This is a genomic window from Mycolicibacterium arseniciresistens (assembly GCF_030519285.1).
Classification (GTDB): Bacteria; Actinomycetota; Actinomycetes; order Mycobacteriales; family Mycobacteriaceae; genus Mycobacterium; species Mycobacterium arseniciresistens.
The window spans coordinates 1-18,107 of the sequence record NZ_JAUMSQ010000080.1 but is presented as its reverse complement, the minus strand read 5'-3'; the positions used below and the strand labels follow the sequence as shown (position 1 = coordinate 18,107).

At 67.8% G+C, this 18,107-nt stretch carries 17 protein-coding genes; 13 read left to right on the top strand and 4 right to left on the bottom strand.

Features of this window, described 5'->3' with window-relative positions:
* Window positions 1-36 precede the first annotated feature (36 nt).
* From Q2100_RS13115 to Q2100_RS13105, 3 genes are read right to left on the bottom strand one after another with little or no spacing between them, the layout of a single operon-like run.
* On the bottom strand, window positions 37-1,008 hold the full coding sequence (locus tag Q2100_RS13115) for an SDR family NAD(P)-dependent oxidoreductase (RefSeq protein WP_302914411.1): 972 nt from the start codon (window positions 1,006-1,008) through the stop codon (window positions 37-39).
* Window positions 1,005-2,102, bottom strand: coding sequence for an acyl-CoA dehydrogenase family protein (locus Q2100_RS13110; protein WP_302914409.1), 1,098 nt, complete (start codon window positions 2,100-2,102; stop codon window positions 1,005-1,007). The genes Q2100_RS13115 and Q2100_RS13110 overlap by 4 nt, the downstream gene beginning before the upstream one ends.
* Window positions 2,099-3,244 carry an acyl-CoA dehydrogenase family protein gene (locus tag Q2100_RS13105; protein ID WP_407667614.1) on the bottom strand — a complete coding sequence of 382 codons (1,146 nt, stop codon included), beginning with the start codon at window positions 3,242-3,244 and terminating at the stop codon, window positions 2,099-2,101. Before Q2100_RS13105 ends, Q2100_RS13110 begins: the two co-directional genes overlap by 4 nt.
* Before the next feature lie 155 nt (window positions 3,245-3,399).
* Between Q2100_RS13105 and Q2100_RS13100 the strand changes: the two genes are divergently transcribed.
* The 9 genes from Q2100_RS13100 to Q2100_RS13060 all read left to right on the top strand — a co-directional run bounded on the left by Q2100_RS13100 (window position 3,400) and on the right by Q2100_RS13060 (window position 14,346).
* Complete coding sequence (locus Q2100_RS13100; RefSeq protein ID WP_302914417.1) at window positions 3,400-5,046, top strand: nitric oxide reductase activation protein NorD; 1,647 nt, start codon at window positions 3,400-3,402, stop codon at window positions 5,044-5,046.
* 145 nt (window positions 5,047-5,191) lie between these two features.
* Window positions 5,192-6,034: a CbbQ/NirQ/NorQ/GpvN family protein gene (locus tag Q2100_RS13095; protein ID WP_302914407.1), complete on the top strand. Its 843-nt coding sequence runs from the start codon at window positions 5,192-5,194 to the stop codon at window positions 6,032-6,034.
* Between the two features lie 93 nt (window positions 6,035-6,127).
* On the top strand, window positions 6,128-7,243 hold the full coding sequence (locus Q2100_RS13090; protein WP_302914406.1) for an ABC transporter substrate-binding protein: 1,116 nt from the start codon (window positions 6,128-6,130) through the stop codon (window positions 7,241-7,243).
* A gap of 4 nt (window positions 7,244-7,247) precedes the next feature.
* Window positions 7,248-8,384: a spirocyclase AveC family protein gene (locus tag Q2100_RS13085; RefSeq protein ID WP_302914405.1), complete on the top strand. Its 1,137-nt coding sequence runs from the start codon at window positions 7,248-7,250 to the stop codon at window positions 8,382-8,384.
* A complete protein-coding gene (locus tag Q2100_RS13080; protein WP_302914404.1) occupies window positions 8,377-9,390 on the top strand; it encodes an SDR family oxidoreductase in 1,014 nt (337 codons plus the stop codon). Before Q2100_RS13085 ends, Q2100_RS13080 begins: the two co-directional genes overlap by 8 nt.
* Before the next feature lie 29 nt (window positions 9,391-9,419).
* Window positions 9,420-10,868, top strand: coding sequence for an aldehyde dehydrogenase family protein (locus Q2100_RS13075; protein WP_302914416.1), 1,449 nt, complete (start codon window positions 9,420-9,422; stop codon window positions 10,866-10,868).
* A 27-nt stretch (window positions 10,869-10,895) separates the two neighbouring features.
* On the top strand, window positions 10,896-12,110 hold the full coding sequence (locus tag Q2100_RS13070) for a cytochrome P450 (RefSeq protein WP_302914403.1): 1,215 nt from the start codon (window positions 10,896-10,898) through the stop codon (window positions 12,108-12,110).
* 8 nt (window positions 12,111-12,118) lie between these two features.
* Window positions 12,119-13,423 (top strand): cytochrome P450, encoded by a 1,305-nt coding sequence (locus Q2100_RS13065; protein WP_302914402.1) that lies wholly within the window; start codon window positions 12,119-12,121, stop codon window positions 13,421-13,423.
* A 44-nt stretch (window positions 13,424-13,467) separates the two neighbouring features.
* A complete protein-coding gene (locus Q2100_RS13060) occupies window positions 13,468-14,346 on the top strand; it encodes a mycofactocin-coupled SDR family oxidoreductase (protein WP_302914401.1) in 879 nt (292 codons plus the stop codon).
* A 15-nt stretch (window positions 14,347-14,361) separates the two neighbouring features.
* On the opposite strand, the gene Q2100_RS13055 is transcribed toward Q2100_RS13060, so the two are convergent.
* On the bottom strand, window positions 14,362-15,009 hold the full coding sequence (locus Q2100_RS13055) for a TetR/AcrR family transcriptional regulator (protein WP_302914400.1): 648 nt from the start codon (window positions 15,007-15,009) through the stop codon (window positions 14,362-14,364).
* Window positions 15,010-15,096: 87 nt separating this feature from the next.
* On the opposite strand from Q2100_RS13055, the gene Q2100_RS13050 reads away from it, so the two are divergent.
* The 4 genes from Q2100_RS13050 (at window position 15,097) to Q2100_RS13035 (ending at window position 18,062) form a co-directional block, all read left to right on the top strand.
* Window positions 15,097-15,225, top strand: a complete 129-nt coding sequence (locus Q2100_RS13050; protein WP_302914399.1) for a hypothetical protein — start codon at window positions 15,097-15,099, stop codon at window positions 15,223-15,225.
* Entirely contained in the window at window positions 15,222-16,010 is a 789-nt protein-coding gene (locus Q2100_RS13045) for a spirocyclase AveC family protein (RefSeq protein WP_302914398.1), read from the top strand. Before Q2100_RS13050 ends, Q2100_RS13045 begins: the two co-directional genes overlap by 4 nt.
* Before the next feature lie 33 nt (window positions 16,011-16,043).
* Window positions 16,044-17,246 carry a cytochrome P450 gene (locus Q2100_RS13040; RefSeq protein ID WP_302914397.1) on the top strand — a complete coding sequence of 401 codons (1,203 nt, stop codon included), beginning with the start codon at window positions 16,044-16,046 and terminating at the stop codon, window positions 17,244-17,246.
* A 75-nt stretch (window positions 17,247-17,321) separates the two neighbouring features.
* Window positions 17,322-18,062, top strand: a complete 741-nt coding sequence (locus Q2100_RS13035; protein ID WP_407667616.1) for an HAD-IIA family hydrolase — start codon at window positions 17,322-17,324, stop codon at window positions 18,060-18,062.
* Window positions 18,063-18,107: the final 45 nt, after the last annotated feature.

The window sequence follows — 18,107 nt, the reverse complement described above, 5'->3', positions numbered from 1 at the left end:
GCAGATCCTAGCTTCACCTCGCAGATCCGAGGGGGCTCAGCCCGCGCGTTCGGGGAAGGCAACCTCGGCGTTGTCGGGCATTGCGCTGATACCCCGTCGCTCGCAAACCTGCAGCACCTCGTCGACGATCGACTCCGGCACGATGAAGCTGTCGGTGGCCGACACCTCGTCCAGGTGTGCCTCGATGTCCTCGGCGATGGGATCGCTCGCCGCGTCGGCCAGCCAGCCGTCGCCGAGTCCGACGAACACCCGTGCGTAGCGGCCGGCGCACGCCGAGTAGTTGCGGTGGGTGAAGGTGCAGTTGCGGCTCGCGAGGAACGTCACCAACGGGACGACGAGTTCGGGCCGGATCGCTCGCATGAACCCGGACTCGGCGAGGAACTTCTCGTCACCGACGGTCTCGGTGACCATCCGCGAGAAGCCGGTGGGCAGCACGGCGTTGGAGGCGATGCCGTGCGCGGCGCCCTCGATGGCGATGACATTGGACAGCCCGACGAGTCCCGTCTTGGCCGCCGCATAGTGGGCCTCCATCGGCTGGCCGAAGTTGCCGGCCGACGAGGACACGAACACGAACCGGCCGTATTCCTGCCGCTTCATCAGTGAATAGGCGGGCCGGCTCAGGTAGAAGCCGCCGTCGAGGTGCACGGCCAGCATGCGCCGCCAGTCGTCCGCGGAGAGTGCGTCAAACGGGATGCTGTTGAAGATCCCCGCGTTGCTGACGACCACGTCGAGGCGGCCGAACGCCTCGACCGCCCGGTCGACGATCGCCTGACCGCCCTCGGCCGTGTCCACCGAGTCGTAGGACGCGACGGCCCGGCCACCGGCGGCGGTGATCTCGGCGACCACATCGTCGGCGACAGCGGTGTCGGATCCCTTGCCGTGCATCGTGCCGCCCAGATCGTTGACCACCACGGCGGCGCCGCGGCGCGCCAGGTCGAGGGCATACAGCCGGCCCAGCCCCCGACCGGCGCCGGTCACTACTGCGACCTGTCCATTAAAATCGATCATGTCGTCCTCCTGACGAGTTCGCGTCCGAGCCGCTCGGCGTGTTCGCCCGGCGGTCCGAGGAATCGGCTGAATCCCAGCAGCCGGCGCAGGTACAGCTGGGCGTCGTGCTCCCAGGTGAACCCGATGCCGCCGAACACCTGGATCGCCGTGTCGCCGACCCCGGCCAGCCGTCCGGCGAACGCTTTGAGCCGCAACGCCGCCCGGTGCCGCTCGAAGCGGTCGGCGGCATCGGCCGCCCACAGGGCGTATGCGACGCCGCTGCGCGCGAGCTCCACGGCCTCGTACATGTCGACGCACATGTGCGCGACGGCCTGGAAACTGCCGATGGGGGCGCCGAATTGATGACGCACCTTCGCGTGGTCCACCGTCAGCTGCAGTAGTCGCCCGGCCGCACCGAGCGCGTCGGCCGCCCAGGCGATCACCAGGTCGTCGACGAGCGCCTCGACCGCGCCCTCGTCGGCCACGGCGACGCGATCGCCGCGAGCGCCGTCGAGGTCGACCCGGAACGGCTTGCGCGTCATGTCGATCGCGGCCTCAGCGGTGACGCTGACCTGCGGGGAAGTCAGGGGCACCGCACCCAGCGCCGGCCGTGGACCCGCGCCGACCACCAGGAGCACGTCGGCGGCGGCGGCGTCGGGAACGCCCTCGATCGACCCGTGGACGGTGACGGACCCGTCGCGCTCGGTCAGCGTGAGCGCATCGCCGTCCGCCGGGGCGGCAACCGCGACCCTCAGCGAGCCGTCGGCGATGCCACCGAACAGTGCGGCGGCGCGATCGCCGTCGGCGCCGAACCGCGCCAGCGCCCGCGGTGCGGCCACCGCGGTGGACAGCAGCGGGCCGGGATACAGCGCGGCGCCGAGCTCCTCGCACACCAGGCCGGCGTCGGTCATCGACATCGCCTCGCCGCCGTGTTCCACCGGAATCAGCAGCGCCGTCGCGCCGAGGTCGACCAGACCGCGCCAGACCTCGTCGGTGGTGCCCCGGGGGTCGTCGAGCATGCGCCGCACGTGTGTCGAGATGCCCGCCCGGTCGGACAGGTATCGGCGCACGGTGTCGCGCAGGGCGAGCTGTTCGTCGCTGAGCTCGAGGTTCATCGGCGCGGCAGTCCCAGCACCCGTTGGGCGGTGATGTTTTTGTTGATCTGGGTGGTGCCACCCGCGATGGTCAGCGCGTGGGAGGTCAGCCGGAACTCGTCCCACCGTCCCGCGGCGGCGCCGGGATCCAGGGTGTCGAACGCCAGCGCAGCCATGTCCTTACCGATCTCGCCCCAGACCGACTTGGCCAAACTGGCCGTGGCGAACCCGTTGCCGCCGTTCATCCCGGCCGAGATGGAGCGCCGGCACAACACCTCGAGGAACGCGATCCGCACATCGAGTTCCCCGAGCCGGCGCAGCGTGGTCGGGTCGTCGAGCGCTGATCCGGTGGCGGCGAGATCGGTGACGAGGTCGCGCAACCGGACCTGCATCTCGGCGTACAGCCGCGCGGCGGCTGCGCGTTCGTAGCTCAGGGTGGTGGTGGCCACCTGCCAGCCGTGATTCAGGGGTCCGAGAAGCGCGTCCGCGGGTATCCGCACGTCGTCGAAGAAGACCTCGGCGAAGTCGGCGCTGCCGTTGAGCGTGACGAGCGGGCGCGCCTCGATGCCGGGCAGGGTCATGTCCACGATCAGACACGAGATGCCCTTGTGCTTCGATGCTTCCGGATCGGTGCGGACGTACAGCTGACACCAGTCGGCGCGGTGTCCGAGGGAGGTCCAGATCTTCTGGCCGTTGACGACGAAGTGGTCCCCGTCGCGGACGGCCCGGGTGCGCAGTGCTGCCAGATCGGAGCCGGCCTCGGGTTCAGACATGCCCTGGCACCAGATGTCGTCGGCGCGCAGCATCCGGCTGAGCAGTTGTTCCTTCTGGGCGTCGGTGCCGTACTGCATGATCGCCGGGGCGATGTTGTTGATGCCGATGATGTTGAGCGGGGCTGGTACCCGCGCCCGCGTCGTCTCCTCGGCGTAGACCAGCTGCTCCAGCGGGGTGGCGCCACGGCCGCCGTACTCGCGGGGCCAGGACACGGCGGCCCAGCCGGCGTCGGCGATGGTGGCGTTCCACTCTCGCAGCGTCGCGAACGCGCCGTCGTCGGCACCGCGACGATCGTCGCTGTCGATGACCGCGTCGGTCAGGTGGGCGGACAGATAGGCCCGCAACTCCTTGCGGAACAGCTCGGCCTCCGGCGGGTACGAGAAGTCCACGGCTGTCGGCAACCTCCGGTTGTTTGACTCGGGTGAGCGCGAACTCTACGTTGGAACAGATATTTGGTCAACGGAGCGGGTTCGCAAACGGGGGTGGTCCGGTGGCCGGTGACACGGGAAACGAGGTCGACGGCGACCGGTTCTGCGGGCTCGCGATGCTGGCCTCCGCGCTGGCGCACCGGGCGATGGCGGTGGCACCGGGGGAGCCCGGCGAGCCGCCGTGGACCGACGGCGACACCGTGTTCGTCGACCCGACCGCCGATGCCGGCGCGCACCTCGAGTCGGTCGCGGTGCAGGCGTCCCTCGTCGCCGCAGGCAGCCTGACGCCGGACGTCGTCGCCGCACTGGTGCGTCATCCGCGAACCGCGCGCCGGTATCTCGCCGTCGAAGGTCACCGCGCCCTGATCGCGAACGACGCGCTGCTCCCCAGGTCGCTGGGCGCGATCGCCGATCGGGCGCAGGGCGGGCGAAGCGACTCGGCCGCCGCGTCGCTGGCGATTGCGTCGTCGCGCGATGCAGTCGACCAGCCGCCGGCGTGTTTCGGGGTGATCCGCCCGAAGAAGGTGCTGACGGCGAACCGCCGGGCTGCCGCGCAGGTGGACCACGAGAACGCGGGGCACGTCCCGAGGCGCGTCGACGAGAAGCAGGCCCTCGAGGAGCTCGACGACGGCGAGGTCGATGACACCGACGACCCCGACATGTTCACCAGTCCCGTCGGCGGCGGCGGCGCCCTGGGCAAATGGTTCAAGAAGATGTTGTCGTCGACCCGCAAGACGGGCAGCGGCGGTGGACCGCCGGGCGCGGATTCGCCGACTCACCGGGTCAATTCGGCCAAGAGGGGTGCGAATGCGGTGTCCTCCTCGGCTCCCGCGTCGGCCGAAGAGGGCGCCGACATCCCATCGGGCGGCGTCACCTACCCGGAGTGGGACGTCCGGCGCAGGAGTTACCGCCCGGACTGGTGCACCGTGCGGGAGGTCGACCCGCAGGTCAAGGCGTCGGCGCCGCAGGGAATCGACGGTGCCATCGGGGTTCGCAGGCCGCTTGCGCGGCTCGGGATGGGACTGCACCGTCGCCACCGACAGCCGCAAGGCGACGACATCGACATCGACGCCGCCGTGGAGGCGCGGGTCGAGGCCAGGGCCGGGTCGGTACCGGATGAGGCGGTCTACCTCGACAGCCTTCGTCGGCGCCGGGACCTGTCCGTGCTGCTGCTGCTCGACGTGTCCGGATCCACTGCCGAACCGGGAACGGTGGGCCGGACGGTGCACCAGCAGCAACGCGAGGCGGTCGCGCACCTCATGGTCGCGCTGCACGATCTCGGCGACCGCGTCGCGCTCTACGGATACTTCTCGGCCGGGCGGAAAGACGTGACGATGGTGCCGGTCAAGCGGTTCGACGACCACGTGGACATCGGCGTGATCAGGAAGCTCAACAGCCTCGAACCGGGTGCGTACTCCCGGCTCGGGGCGGCCATCCGGCACGGGTCGTCGGTGGTGGAGTCGCGCGGGGGCACGTCGAGGAGGCTGCTGGTGGTGGTCTCCGACGGGCTGGCCTACGACCACGGATACGAGCGTGACTACGGCGCGGCGGATGCCAGGCGCGCCCTCACCGAGGCCCGTCGCAGGGGCACCGGCTGTGTGTGCCTGACGGTGGGTGCGAACACGGACGTGACGTCGTTGCGGCGGGTTTTCGGCACCGCGGCACATGCGACGATGGGCCGGCCCGACCAGCTCGCGGGCGTGATCGGTCCGCTGTTCCGCTCGGCACTGCGGGCGGCGGAGGTCCGCCGCCGCGTGGCGTGAACTCGTCACGGGGGGCTGATGTGCTGTGCCGGAATGAGGTTGACCGTGATACGGCTGGCTGGATCTCCTCGAAACATTCAAAACAAACATCTGTTCCGGCTAGTGTCGACCCATCGCGACGACGCGGTGGAGAATGGGGTGTGCGATGGCAGGCGAACTCGGGCTGGTCGCCCGGAACGGCGCACACGAGCAGTCCGGTGCCGAACGTCCCTATTACGCGCCGGTCGGCAACGAAGAGGCCGTCTTCACGGCGGCGTTCCGCCAGGGGCTCTCGGTGGTCCTGAAGGGCCCGACCGGGTGCGGTAAGACCCGGTTCGTCGAGGCGATGGCGTACCAGCTCGGTCGCCCCCTGATCACCGTCGCCTGCCATGACGACCTGACCACCGCGGACCTGGTCGGCAGATATCTGCTGCAGGGTGACGAGACGGTGTGGGTGGACGGCCCGCTGACCCGCGCGGTCCGCGAGGGTGCGATCTGCTATCTGGACGAGGTGGTCGAGGCCCGCCAGGACACCACAGTGGTGTTGCATCCGCTCGCCGACCATCGCCGCCAGCTGCCGATCGAGCGCCTGGGGGTGACGCTCGACGCGGCGCCCGGCTTCGGCCTGGTGGTGTCCTACAACCCCGGCTATCAGAGCGTGCTGAAGGATCTGAAGGATTCGACGCGGCAGCGGATGGTGGCCATCGAGTTCGGTTTCCCCGCCGCCGAGCTGGAGGAGAAGATCGTCGCGCACGAAGCCGGGGTCGACATGGCCACGGCGGCCGAACTGGTGCGCTTCGGGCAGGCGATCCGCCGGTCGGAGACCGGGGGACTGCGGGAGGTCGCGTCCACCCGGGTGCTCGTGGCCGCAGGCCGCCTGACGGTTGAGGGGCTGACGATGCGCGAGGCCGCGACCGCCGCGATCGCCGGCCCGCTCACCGACGACCCGGTGGTGAGCCGCGGCCTCGTCGAGATGATCGACGTGTACCTCGGTGCACCGGCCGGGTGATTGACGCTGCTCAGCGGCACCGCTATGGTCTGAACAAATATTAGGTCGATACGGAATCGCGACGGCACACCGCGGATCAACCGAGGAGGTCAGATGTCGTACGAGAGCACTGCGGAGCCCATCAAGGTCGGTTACCTGATGGACTTCACACTGCCTCCAGGATTTCCGGACGAGCTGAAGGCGTCGTTCACCCGTACCTTCGACCTCGTCTTCGAGGAGGCGGTCGAACAGGGGCTGATGGACCGCCCGGTGCAGATGATCTACCGCGAGGTCGAGGGCCTGCCCAAGGGCTCGGTCAAGGCCGTGATCGACGCCTACGGTGATCTCGTCGACGAAGGCTGCCTGGTGGTGTTCGGGCCCAACATCACCGACAACTGCGTGCCGACGCGCGAGGCCATCGAGGAGCGGTTCAAGGTGCCGGCGGTCAGCGTGACCGGCACCGACGACTGGCTGGGCGAGTGGACGTTCGCCTTCCCGCAGGGATCGATGACCGACGAACCCATCTTCTTGGCCGATCTCGTCGCCAAACGGGGTCTCACCGAGATCGGCGTACTGGTAGAACAGAGCCTGATCGGCGAGAGCTACTTACGCAATCTGCGAAGTGCATGCGCGCGCAAAGGGATTCGCATCGTTGCGGACGCGGTCATCGCGCAGACGGCGCAGGACATCAACGCCGCGGTGAGCGTGCTGCACGACGCCAAGGCCGAGGCGATCGTGCACCTCGGCTTCGGTTTCGGGATCGTCTTCATCAACCCCGCGCTCGAGGCGGTCGACTGGGATCCGCCTCGGTTCACGACCACGGCGTTCCAGAACGCCTGGGTCAACCCGATCATGTGGAACGCGTTCCTGGGGTGGGTCGGGGTGGACCAGTACGACGAGGGCAATGCGGTCGGCCAGGACTTCCTGGATCGCTATGCGCAGAAGTACGACGGCAGCAGGCCCGAGTACTGCGTGAGTGTGGTCAATCACGATGTCGCGGCGACGCTGGTGCGGGCCTTCACCGACGCCCATCCGCTCAGCCCGCGCGGGGTCAAGGAGGCACTCGAGCGGGTCAAGATGATGCCCGCCGCGTCGGGAGCGCCCGGAACCCGTGTCTCGCTGGGCAAGTGGACCCGCCGTGCCTGGATGGGGTCGGGCTACCTGGTGGCCCGCACGCTCGACCCCGACGGCGTCAACTCTCGTCTCGTCGACCGCTTCGGGCAGGAGTGACGATATGACCACCAAGGTCACCGCGGCGTCGGTCTCGCCCGGCGATGCGCCGGCGACCGGCCGGAGGAGCTGCGGCGGATGGATCGCGATCGTGGCGCTCATCGCGTTCTTCGCGCTGTTCGCGCTTTCATCCCGCCGGCATCTCGACCCCCGCGTCGCCAATCCGGACGTCGAGGGCCGGCCGCGGCCGGTCGACTTCCTGTTCGGCTTCGACCACTGGATCTACTTCCTCGAGATCGGCACCGTGCTGGCGCTCATCACGCTGGTGGCGGTCTTCGTCATCGGCTGGAAGCGCAACCCCGGTAGCCCGGTGATGCTGATGTTCCTGTGCACCACGCTGATCGTGTGGCAGGACCCGATCATGAATTGGGCGCCGTTCGCGGTGTACAACCCGGAGTTGCTGCACTGGCCGGAATCTTGGCCGCTGGTGTCCCTGTCGCCGACGGTGGAGCCCTTCGTGGTGTTCGGCTACGTGATGTTCTACTTCGGCCCGTACTTCCCGGCGGTGGCGATCCTGCGGAGACTGCAAAGGCGAAAGGGTCCGACGGCGTTCGTGTCCCGACGGCCGCTCGTGAGCCTCGGCCTCTTGACGCTGGTGATCGGATTCCTCTTCGACGCGGCGCTCGAGATCTCGCTGGTGCACACCGGGATGTACATCTACTCCCAGGTGATCCCGTTCGGATCCCTGTTCGCCGGCACGACGTTCCAGTTCCCCCTGATCTGGGAGTCCTTTTCCGTCTGCTTCGTGATGGTCCCCGCGGCGATCCTGTGTTACCGGGACGACACCGGCAAGTCCGTCGCCGAGAAGCTGGCCGCCAGAGCAAGATTAGTCCCGGCGAGGCCGGTGTTGGGGACCTTCGTCGTGATGTTCGTGATCATCAACGTCTCCTACTTCGCCTACGGGGCCTGGTTCGCGGTGATCAAGGCCAGTGGCGCGGCGACCGCGGTGGCCTGTCCGTGGCCGTACCCGGAGGCGAAGGTCTACGACCCCCAGGGTCACTACGAGAGGGAGGGCGCCGAAGGTCCGTTCTCGGTGGGCATCTGGTCCACCTGGATGAGTGGCCAGCCCGACGGACGGCCCGATGTCGAGCCACCGCCGCCCGGCGAAGGCGCCTGCGCGATCGAGAACACCGATGGCTGACCCGGGCGGCGTGCGCTGCGTCGTCATCACGGGCGCATCCCGCGGGTTGGGGTTCGCCTCGGCGAGCCACCTCTACGCGCAGGGGTGGCGGGTGGTCGCCGCGATGCGCACCCCGGAGACCGGGATGCCGCGGTTGCGCGCGGCGACCGGTGCGGACCCCCACGACGATCGGCTGATCGGCGTCGCGCTCGATCTCGGCGACCGGGCATCCATAGACGCCGCCGCCAAGGCGATCGAGGAGGCGGTGGGCGCGCCCTACGCCATCGTCCACAACGCGGGCATCTCCGCGGCGGGGATGGTCGAGGAGTCACCGGTGGATATGTGGGAGAACATGTTCCAGACCCACGTCATGGGTCCGCTACAGCTCACCCAGGCGCTGCTGCCTGCCATGCGATCGGCGGGACGCGGACGCATCGTGATGGTCTCGAGTCAGGGCGGTGTGCGTGGGATGCCTGCCATCGCCGCATACTCCGCGTCCAAGGGCGCCCTCGAACGGTGGGCTGAATCGATGGCGGGGGAGATCGCGCCGTTCGGACTCGGGGTGACGGTCCTCGTCGCGGGAACGTTCGACACCGAGATCATCACCGATGCGGGCACCACCGACCTACGCGACTTCGACGGGCCGTACGCGCCGCTGCACACGAAGATCGACAAGCGCGGTCGGCTCGCGATGCGGATCGCGAGGTCGCCCGAGAGGTTCGCGCGCGGGCTCGCCAAGGCGCTCGACGACACCGGACCGTATGCCAAGCACCCAGTCGGTCCCGATGCCCGGATGCTGATGATGTCGAGCCGGATGTTGTCCCAGGGCGGGATGTACCAGATGAGCCGGGTAGCGATGGGGCTGCCGCGTCAGGGGGCGGTCCGCGACGGCACGGCTTCCCTGACGGTGTCGCAACGTCTGATGATCGCCGCCGCGAAGACCCTGCCCGCGCCGGTCATGCACCGTATCGCGCTGCTGGTGATGAAGTTCAGTCCGCCACCGAAACCCCCCGAGGAGAACCAGTGACGGCAGATGTGACGACCCACGAGTCCAGGATGTTGGTCGACGGCGAACTCGTCGACGGTGAGTCGGGCACCTTCGCCGTCATCAACCCGGCGAACGAAGACGTGGTCGGCGCGGTCGCCGACGCCTCGGCCGCGGACATGAACCGGGCCATCGACGCCGCTCGCCGATCGTTCGACGAGACCGATTGGTCGACGAACCACCAACTGCGCCAACGGTGCCTGCTCCAACTCCACGAAGCGATCGAGGGCGAACTCGAGGAGTTGCGCGAAGAACTCATCCGTGAGGTGGGCGCACCCCGTGCGGTCACCCACGGCCCGCAGTTGGACGCGCCGCTGGCCGACGGACTCAAGTATCCGGCCCGGCTGATCGACAGCTTCCCGTGGGAAACCGACCTCGGTGACACGGTGGTGTCCGTCACCGGGGTGAACACCACGCGGAAGGTATGGCACGAACCGGTCGGGGTGGTGGGCGCCATCGTGCCGTGGAACTTCCCCTTCGAGGTGACGATCAACAAGCTCGGCCAGGCCCTGGCGGCGGGCAACACGGTCGTGCTCAAGCCGGCGCCCGACACCCCGTTGAACGCCACCCGGATCGGGCGGCTCATCGCCGAGAAGACCGACATCCCAGCGGGTGTGGTGAACGTGGTGACGGCATCGGACCACCTCGTCGGCGAGGAGCTCACGATCTCACCCAAGGTGGACATGATCTCGTTCACCGGATCGACCGCGGTCGGCAAACGGATCATGGAAAAAGGCGCCGCGACCATGAAGCGGCTGTTCCTCGAACTCGGTGGCAAGTCGGCGACGATCGTGCTGGAGGACGCCGACTTCAACTTCGCCTGCATGCTCGGCATCGGCCCGCTGATGCATGCGGGCCAGGGCTGTGCCGCGCCCACCCGGATGCTCCTGCCGCGCTCGCGGTACGCCGAAGGCGTGGCGATACTGAAGAACCTCTACGAGAACATCGCCGCAGGCGATCCGCAGGACCCGGGAACCATTTGCGGACCTGTCATCTCGGCCAGGCAGCAGGAACGCATCCTCGGCTACGTCCGCAAGGGGGTCGACGAGGGCGCCACCCTGCTGGTGGGCAGCACCGAGGCACCGGCGCGGTTCGACACGGGATTCTGGGTCGACCCGACCCTGTTCATCGACGTCGACAACGCGATGACCATCGCCCAGGAGGAGATCTTCGGACCCGTGCTGGTGGTCATCCCGTACGACGACGAGGACCACGCCGTCCGGATCGCGAACGACAGTGTGTACGGCCTTGCGGGCAACGTGATGTCGAGTTCACTGGACCGCTCGCTGGCCGTCGCGCGGCGGGTACGGGCCGGGTTCATCGGGCTCAACGGCACCGCGGGTTACGGCGCGGACACCCCGTTCGGGGGATACAAGGACAGCGGTGTCGGACGGCAGAACGGTCTCGTGGGATTCAGCCAGTACACCGAAGTCAAGTCAGTCGCCTACCCGGCCCAGTAGCGCGACCAGCAGTGAAGGAGTTCAGCCGTGGAGCAATTGTTCGACGACCTCGAGGATTTCGGTTCCTTCGACGACGCCGTCTCTGGTGATGTGCGGGACCCGTATCCGGAGCTGGCCCGGCTACGGCGGGAGGAGCCGATTCAGCGGATCGACATGTCCGCGATGCCCGGTGAGGAAGGCAAGCCCGTCTTCATCGTCTACCGCTACGAGGACGCGCAGCAGATGCTGCGCGACAACGTGACGTTCTCGTCTTCGGGGGTGATCGCGGCGTTCGGGCCGGTGCTCGGTGAACGCGTGATGCTCGGCATGGACGAACCGGTCCACGGCCGGCTGCGTGGCCTGGTGTCGAAGGCGTTCTCGCAGAAGTCCCTGGCGCGCTGGCAGGACGAGCTGGTGGGCCGCGTCGGCAACGAGCTCATCGACAAGTTCGCGGCGAACGGCAAGGCGGACCTGGTGAAGGAGTTCACCTTCGACTATCCGAGCCGGATCATCGCGGGCCTGCTGGGTCTGCCGCAGGAGGACTACCCGCAGTTCCAGCGCTGGTCCATCTCGCTGCTGAGCTGGATCATGAACCCGGAGCGGGGACTCGCCGCGGCGGCCGCCCTGTGCGACTACTTCGCGCCGATCCTCGAAGCCCGCAGGGCCGAGCCGAAAGACGACCTGATCAGCCTGCTCGCCGAGGCCGAGATCGACGGCGAGAAGCTGACCGACGAGGAGATCTTCTCGTTCCTGCGGTTGCTGCTCCCCGCGGGCGTCGAGACCACGTACCGGTCGCTGGGCAACCTGCTCTTCGCGTTGCTCACCGACACCACCCAGCTCGAGGCGATCCGTGCCGACCGCGCGCTGCTCCCGCAGGCCATCGAGGAAGCCGTGCGGTGGAATCCGCCCCTGCTCACCATCACTCGCACGACGACCTGCGACACCGAACTCGGTGGGGTGCAGATCCCGGAAGGCTGCTCGGTGCTGCCGATGCTCGGGTCGACGAACCGGCAGGAAGACCGTTGGGACAACCCGGACGAGTTCGACATCTTCCGCGCGCCGAAGGCAAGTCTCGGGTGGGGCCACGGCCTCCACGTGTGTCTCGGCATGCACCTGGCGCGGCTCGAGATGCGTACCGCGATCAACCTCCTGCTCGACCGGCTGCCCAACCTGCGGATGGACCCCGACGGGGACGACCCGCACATCCGCGGCCAGGTGTTCCGCTCGCCGACCGCACTGCCCGTACTCTTCGACCCCGCCTAGGAGCAGTGGTGACCGACACCCAGAACGACACCGAAGCCGACGTCACAACCGATTTCGAGAGCGTCGACTTCTTCACCGACCCCGACCTGGTGCCCGACCCCTATCCCTACTTCGACCACCTGCGGTCAAAGTGTCCGGTGGCGCCGGCGACGCCGTTCGGCGTGCTCACCGTCACCGGTTACGACGAAGCGCTAGCGGTGTACAAGGATCCGGCGTTCTCGTCGTGTGTGTCGGTGGCGGGGCCGTTCTCCGGCCTGCCGTTCGGCGCCGACGGCAGCGATGACGTGAGCGAGCTGATAGAGGAGCACCGCGCCTCGGTGCCGATGGCCGAGCACATCACCTCCCAGGACCCGCCGCTGCACACCCGCACCCGCGGCCTGATGAACAAGCTGATCACGCCCAAGCGCCTCAAGGAGAACGAGGACTTCATGTGGCGGTTGGCCGATCAGCAACTCGACACGTTCATCGAACGCGGGAGATCGGAGTTCTTGGCGGACTACGCCAAACCGTTCTCGCTGCTGGTGATCGCCGACCTGCTCGGCGTGCCTGCAGAGGACCACGACGAATTCAAGTCGGTCTTCGCGCTGGAGACGGTGGGGGAGTTGGGTAAGGAGGCGCCGACCACCCACAATCCGCTGCAGTGGCTGAACGACAAGTTCTACGCCTACATCGAGGACCGCAGGCGGACGCCGCGCGAGGACGTGCTGACCGAGTTGGCGGCGGCCAAGTACGAGGACGGGTCGACGCCGGACATCGAGGACGTGATGAACCTGTCGACGTTCCTGTTCGCCGCCGGCACCGAGACGACGACGAAGCTGGTCAGTTCCGCGGTCCGGTTCATCGGCGACAACCCGGGCTTCGAGGCCATGCTGCGCGACGACCGCAGCAAGATTCCGGCCTTCCTCGAGGAGACACTCCGGATGGAGAGTCCGGTCAAGTCCCATTTCCGGATGGCGCGCACCACCACCTCCATCGGCGACGTCGAGGTGCCCGCCGGAACCACCGTGATGGTGTTGCCCGGTGCGTGCAATCGCGATGAACGCAAGTTCGCCGATCCCGCGGAGTTCCGTCCCGACCGGCCCAACGTCCGCGAGCAGATCGCGTTCATCCGAGGCGTGCACTCGTGTCCGGGCGCACCACTGGCCCGGGCAGAGGGGCGGATCTCGCTGCACCGGATCCTGGACCGGATGAAGGACATCACCATCTCCGAAGAGCACCACGGTCCGGCACAGGACCGCCGGTATGCCTATGAGCCGACTTTCATCATGCGCGGACTCAGCGAACTGCACATCACCTTCACCCCGGTCGCGTAGGCCGGTCCACCACTCCCCGCTCGGCAGAAGAACAGGAGCACCACATGACCGGAAAGCTGGACGGCAAGGTCGCTTTCATCACCGGCGCGGCGCGCGGGCAGGGTCGCGCACACGCGATCGCGATGGCCAGGGAGGGCGCCGACATCATCGCCGTCGACATCTGCCGCGACATCCCGTCCAACCCGTACCCGCTGGCCACCCCCGACGACCTGGCTGAGACCGAGCGGGCGGTCAAGGGAATCGGCCGCCGGGTGGTGGCGCGGATCGCCGACGTCCGCGAGCGCCACGAACTGCGCGACGCCGTCGAGGCCGGGGTCGCCGATCTCGGGAAGATCGACACCGTGGTGGCCAACGCAGGCATCCTGCCGATGGCGATGGGCAATCCCGATCCGATGGGCTTCGTCGACGCGTCCGACGTCGACCTGCTCGGCGTGATGAACACCGTCGCCGTGGCCATTCCGCACCTGCCCGACGGCGCATCGATCATCGTCACCGGCTCGACGGCGGGGATGATCCGCGGCACCACCACGAGCCCGGACATGGGGCCGGGTGGCGCCGGCTACGGGTGGAGCAAGCGCATCGTGATGGAGTACGTCGACGAGATGTGCCTTCACCTGGCGCCGCGGATGATTCGCGTCAACGCCATCCACCCGACCAACTGCAACACCCACCTGCTGCAGAACGAGGGCATGTACGGCGTGTTCCGGCCGGACCTCAAGGCGGAGGGCAAGACGGCCACCCGCGAGGACGCCGAACCGCTGTTCAGCCTCTTCCAGGCGATGCCGATCCCGTACATCGAACCGGAGGACATGGCCAACCTCGGGGTGTTCCTCGCGAGCGAGGACAGTCGCTACATCACCGGCCAGCACATCCGCGTCGACGCCGGGTCACTGCTCAAGTGGCCCAACGGCCCCGGTGGCTGAGCGGAATTGCAGCGGTCAGTCGGGGCGGTGCAGGAAGCCGTGCAGGACCGCCTGGACCAGCTCGTCGATGATCGTTTCGCGCGGGGGTGGCAAGTTGCCGAAGAACGTCGACCGCAGCGCGACCATCCCGACGATCATCGACACCGTGGAGAGCGCAGGCAGGTCCGGCTGACTCGACTGCTTTCCGCGCAACTGCATGCCTTCGGCGCTGATCCGGCCGAGCATGGCGAGCGACCGGCGGATGTCGCCGATCCCGGTCGCTTCGGTGTCCTCGTCGCCGAGCCCGTCGGACGCGACGAGCGTCAGCAGCAGACCCTGGTGCTCGACGAGCACGTCGTAGAGCTGGCCGACGAACTGCCGCGACAGCTGTTCCTCATCGGTCTCGTCGGGGACGACAGCTCGCCAGGTGGCGGCGAACTCGTCGAGAAAAGTCGTGAACGGCACCACCAGCGCCTCGCGGAAAAGACCTGCCTTGGAGCCGAAGTGGCGGAACAACAGGTACTCGGTGACGCCGGCCGCCTCGGCGATCTCGCGGGTGGTGGTGCTGCGGTAGTCGCGGTGGGCGAACAGTTCGCGCGCGGCGTCGAGCAGAAGCCTGCGCGCCTCGCCCGGGGGCCGGCGCGCGCCTGCGCCGCTCTTCCTCGACGAGCTTCGCTCCGACACAGGAATTCACGATAGCCGTCCCTTGACCGGAAGCTCTTTAATAGTGTCCACTATTAAAGCTGGATGTCATCTGAGAGGAATCGAGCCGTGGGCCAACTCATCATGCTCGGAACGCTGTTCGGTTTGATCGCTCTGATATTCGGACTGGTGGTGTACTTCGACCCGGAAGCACGGGGACACCGGCCTGACGCGGCCGCGCAGGACGCCGACCGATGAGCACCGAACTGACCCCGGCCCTGATCGCCGGCCTGTCCTTCGCCTACGTCGGCGGAATCCTGTTCCTGGCCTACGGCATCTTCCTGAGCGTCCGGCGCGGGCGTCTGCATCCACTGCTGCTGGTGTCGATCTCGGCGATCTCGTTCTCGTGGATCGAAGCGCCCTACGACTGGGCGATGTATGCGCAGTTCCCCCCGGCGTTGCCTCGCATGCCGTCGTGGTGGCCGATGAACCTGACCTGGGGCGGCGGCCTTCCCTCGGCCGTGCCGATCGGCTACATCGCCTACTTCGTGCTGCCCGGCCTGATCGGCGCCGCGATCGGGCGGCGGCTGGTCGCGCGGTTCGGCTGGCGCAGGCCACAGACACTCCTGATCGTCGGCCTGCTCGTCGGCTTCTGCTGGGCGCTGTTCTTCAACGCGTTCTTCGGCCCCCGGATGGGCGTCTTCTACTACGGCTACATCATCCCGGGTCTCGGCCTCTTCGAGGGCAGCAAGTACCAGTACCCCGTTTACGACGCGATCGCGATGGGCGTGCAGGTGATGGTCTTCGCCTACCTGCTCGGCCGTACGGATTCGCAGGGCCGCAACGTCATCGAGTCGTGGTCGGACCGCAAGACGACGAGCCGGGTCGGGTCGTCCGTAGTGGCGATCATCGCCGTCGTGATCCTCGGACACGTCGTCTACGGCGCGGTGTTCGCCCCGCACCTGATCACGATGAAGGCCGGGTATGTCACCGAGGGCCCGACCGAGCAACTCTTCCCCGGCGTGCCGAATCAGCCCAAATAATCCGCGCCACAATATGTTTGGAAGGTACTCACCGTGACCATCGATCCAGCCGTCGAGCTGTACTACGACCCCTTCGATTTCGCGATCGACGACGACCCCTACCCGATCTGGCGGCGGATGCGCGCGGAGGCGCCGCTGTATTACAACGAGAAGCACAACTTCTACGCACTCAGCCGCTGGGACGACGTCACGAAGGCGCTGCCGGACTGGGAGACCTATCGGTCCGGGCGGGGCACCACTGCCGACATCCTGTTCAGTGGGATCGAGGTGCCGCCGGGCATCCTCCTGTTCGAAGACCCGCCCCTGCACGACCTGCACCGGCGGCTGCTCTCGCGGGTGTTCACACCGCGCCGGATGCTGGCCGTCGAGGACCTGGTGCGTGACTTCTGCTCCCGCGCACTGGACCCGCTGCGTGACGCCGACGGCTTCGACTTCGTCGCCGATCTCGGGGCGATCATGCCGATGCGAACGATCGGGTTCCTGCTGGGGATTCCCGAAGACGCCCAGCAGAACATCCGCGACCGCAACGACAAGGCCATCACGATGGCCTCGCAGGACGGCACCGCCGATCTGAGCCCGACGATCTTCCAGGATTCGATCGCACTGTTCGCCGAGTACATCGAGTGGCGGGCGACCCACCCGTCCGACGACCTGATGACCGAACTGCTCAACGCCGAGGTGGAGGAGCCCGGCGGCACCCGCCGCAAGCTGGAGCGCAACGAGGTGCTCGCCTACACCGCGATGATCGCCGGCGCCGGTAACGAGACCACCGCGCGGTTGATCGGAGCGATGGGTCAACTACTGGGGGAGCACCCCGACCAGCGGCACGAACTCGTCGCCGATCATGCGTTGATCCCATCGGCGGTCGAGGAGAGCCTGCGGTACGAGCCGCCGTCGCCGGTACAGGCCCGCTACGTCGCCCGCGACGTCGAACATCACGGCCACACCGTGACCGAAGGTTCGTACATGTTGCTGCTCAACGCATCGGCCAACCGGGACGACAGCCGGTTCACCGATCCCGACCGCTTCGACATCCACCGCACCGGCGGCCACCTCAGCTTCGGGCAGGGATTGCATTTCTGCCTCGGCTCTGCGCTGGCACGCCTCGAGGCGAGGGTGGCGTTCGAAGAGGTGCTCAAGCGCTGGACCGACTGGGAGGTCGACTACGACAACGCCAGCAGGGCGCACACGTCCAGCGTGCGGGGCTGGGCACGGCTGCCGGTACGTACCGGCTGATCATCAGCTCATAGGGCTTGCCACGGCTGACACACTGAACGGGTGCGTGACACTCCGAAGTGCTGGCTCACCGACATGGACGGCGTCCTGGTCCGCGAGGAGCACGCCCTGCCGGGCGCCGCCGAGTTCCTGATGCGACTCACCGAACTCGAACGACCCTTCCTCGTCCTGACCAACAACTCGATCTTCACCCCGCGCGACCTGGCGGCCCGGTTGTCGCGGTCGGGGCTGACGGTGCCGGAGGACTCGATCTGGACGTCGGCGCTGGCCACCGCGACGTTCCTGGCCGACCAGCTGCCCGGCGGGTCCGCCTACGTCATCGGCGAGGCAGGCCTGACCACCGCGCTGCACGAGGCCGGCTACACCCTCACCGACGTCGACCCCGACTTCGTCGTGCTCGGCGAGACGCGGACCTACTCGTTCGAGGCGATCACCAAGGCGGTCCGGCTGATCCTGAGCGGCTCCCGGTTCATCGCGACCAATCCCGACGTCAGCGGGCCGTCGGCCGAGGGGCCGCTACCTGCGACGGGTTCGGTGGCGGCAATGATCACCAAAGCCACCGGCCGGGAGCCGTACTTCGTGGGCAAGCCGAACCCGATGATGTTCCGCAGTGCGCTCAACCGGATCGAGGCGCATTCGGAGAGCACCGTGATGGTGGGCGACCGGATGGACACCGACGTGGTCGCGGGAATCGAGGCCGGGCTGGAGACCATCCTGGTGCTCACCGGCTCCACGACGCAGGCCGACATCGAGCGGTACCCGTTCCGGCCCAGCCGGGTGCTGCCGTCGATCGCCGAGGCCATCGAGCTCATCTGACGATGACGACCGTCGAGCTGATCGGTGTGCCGTTCGACGGCTATG

Excerpts from the sequence above, each read along its gene's own strand:
- Q2100_RS13035 (WP_407667616.1), top strand. The coding sequence starts at position 17,322 with ATGGACGGCGTCCTGGTCCGCGAGGAGCACGCCCTGCCGGGCGCCGCC.
- Q2100_RS13100 (WP_302914417.1), top strand. The coding sequence starts at position 3,400 with ATGCTGGCCTCCGCGCTGGCGCACCGGGCGATGGCGGTGGCACCGGGG.
- Q2100_RS13090 (WP_302914406.1), top strand. The coding sequence starts at position 6,128 with ATGTCGTACGAGAGCACTGCGGAGCCCATCAAGGTCGGTTACCTGATG.
- Q2100_RS13080 (WP_302914404.1), top strand. The coding sequence starts at position 8,377 with ATGGCTGACCCGGGCGGCGTGCGCTGCGTCGTCATCACGGGCGCATCC.
- Q2100_RS13085 (WP_302914405.1), top strand. The coding sequence starts at position 7,248 with ATGACCACCAAGGTCACCGCGGCGTCGGTCTCGCCCGGCGATGCGCCG.
- Q2100_RS13045 (WP_302914398.1), top strand. The coding sequence starts at position 15,222 with ATGAGCACCGAACTGACCCCGGCCCTGATCGCCGGCCTGTCCTTCGCC.
- Q2100_RS13110 (WP_302914409.1), bottom strand. The coding sequence starts at position 2,102 with ATGAACCTCGAGCTCAGCGACGAACAGCTCGCCCTGCGCGACACCGTG.
- Q2100_RS13075 (WP_302914416.1), top strand. The coding sequence starts at position 9,420 with ATGTTGGTCGACGGCGAACTCGTCGACGGTGAGTCGGGCACCTTCGCC.
- Q2100_RS13060 (WP_302914401.1), top strand. The coding sequence starts at position 13,468 with ATGACCGGAAAGCTGGACGGCAAGGTCGCTTTCATCACCGGCGCGGCG.
- Q2100_RS13095 (WP_302914407.1), top strand. The coding sequence starts at position 5,192 with ATGGCAGGCGAACTCGGGCTGGTCGCCCGGAACGGCGCACACGAGCAG.
- Q2100_RS13115 (WP_302914411.1), bottom strand. The coding sequence starts at position 1,008 with ATGATCGATTTTAATGGACAGGTCGCAGTAGTGACCGGCGCCGGTCGG.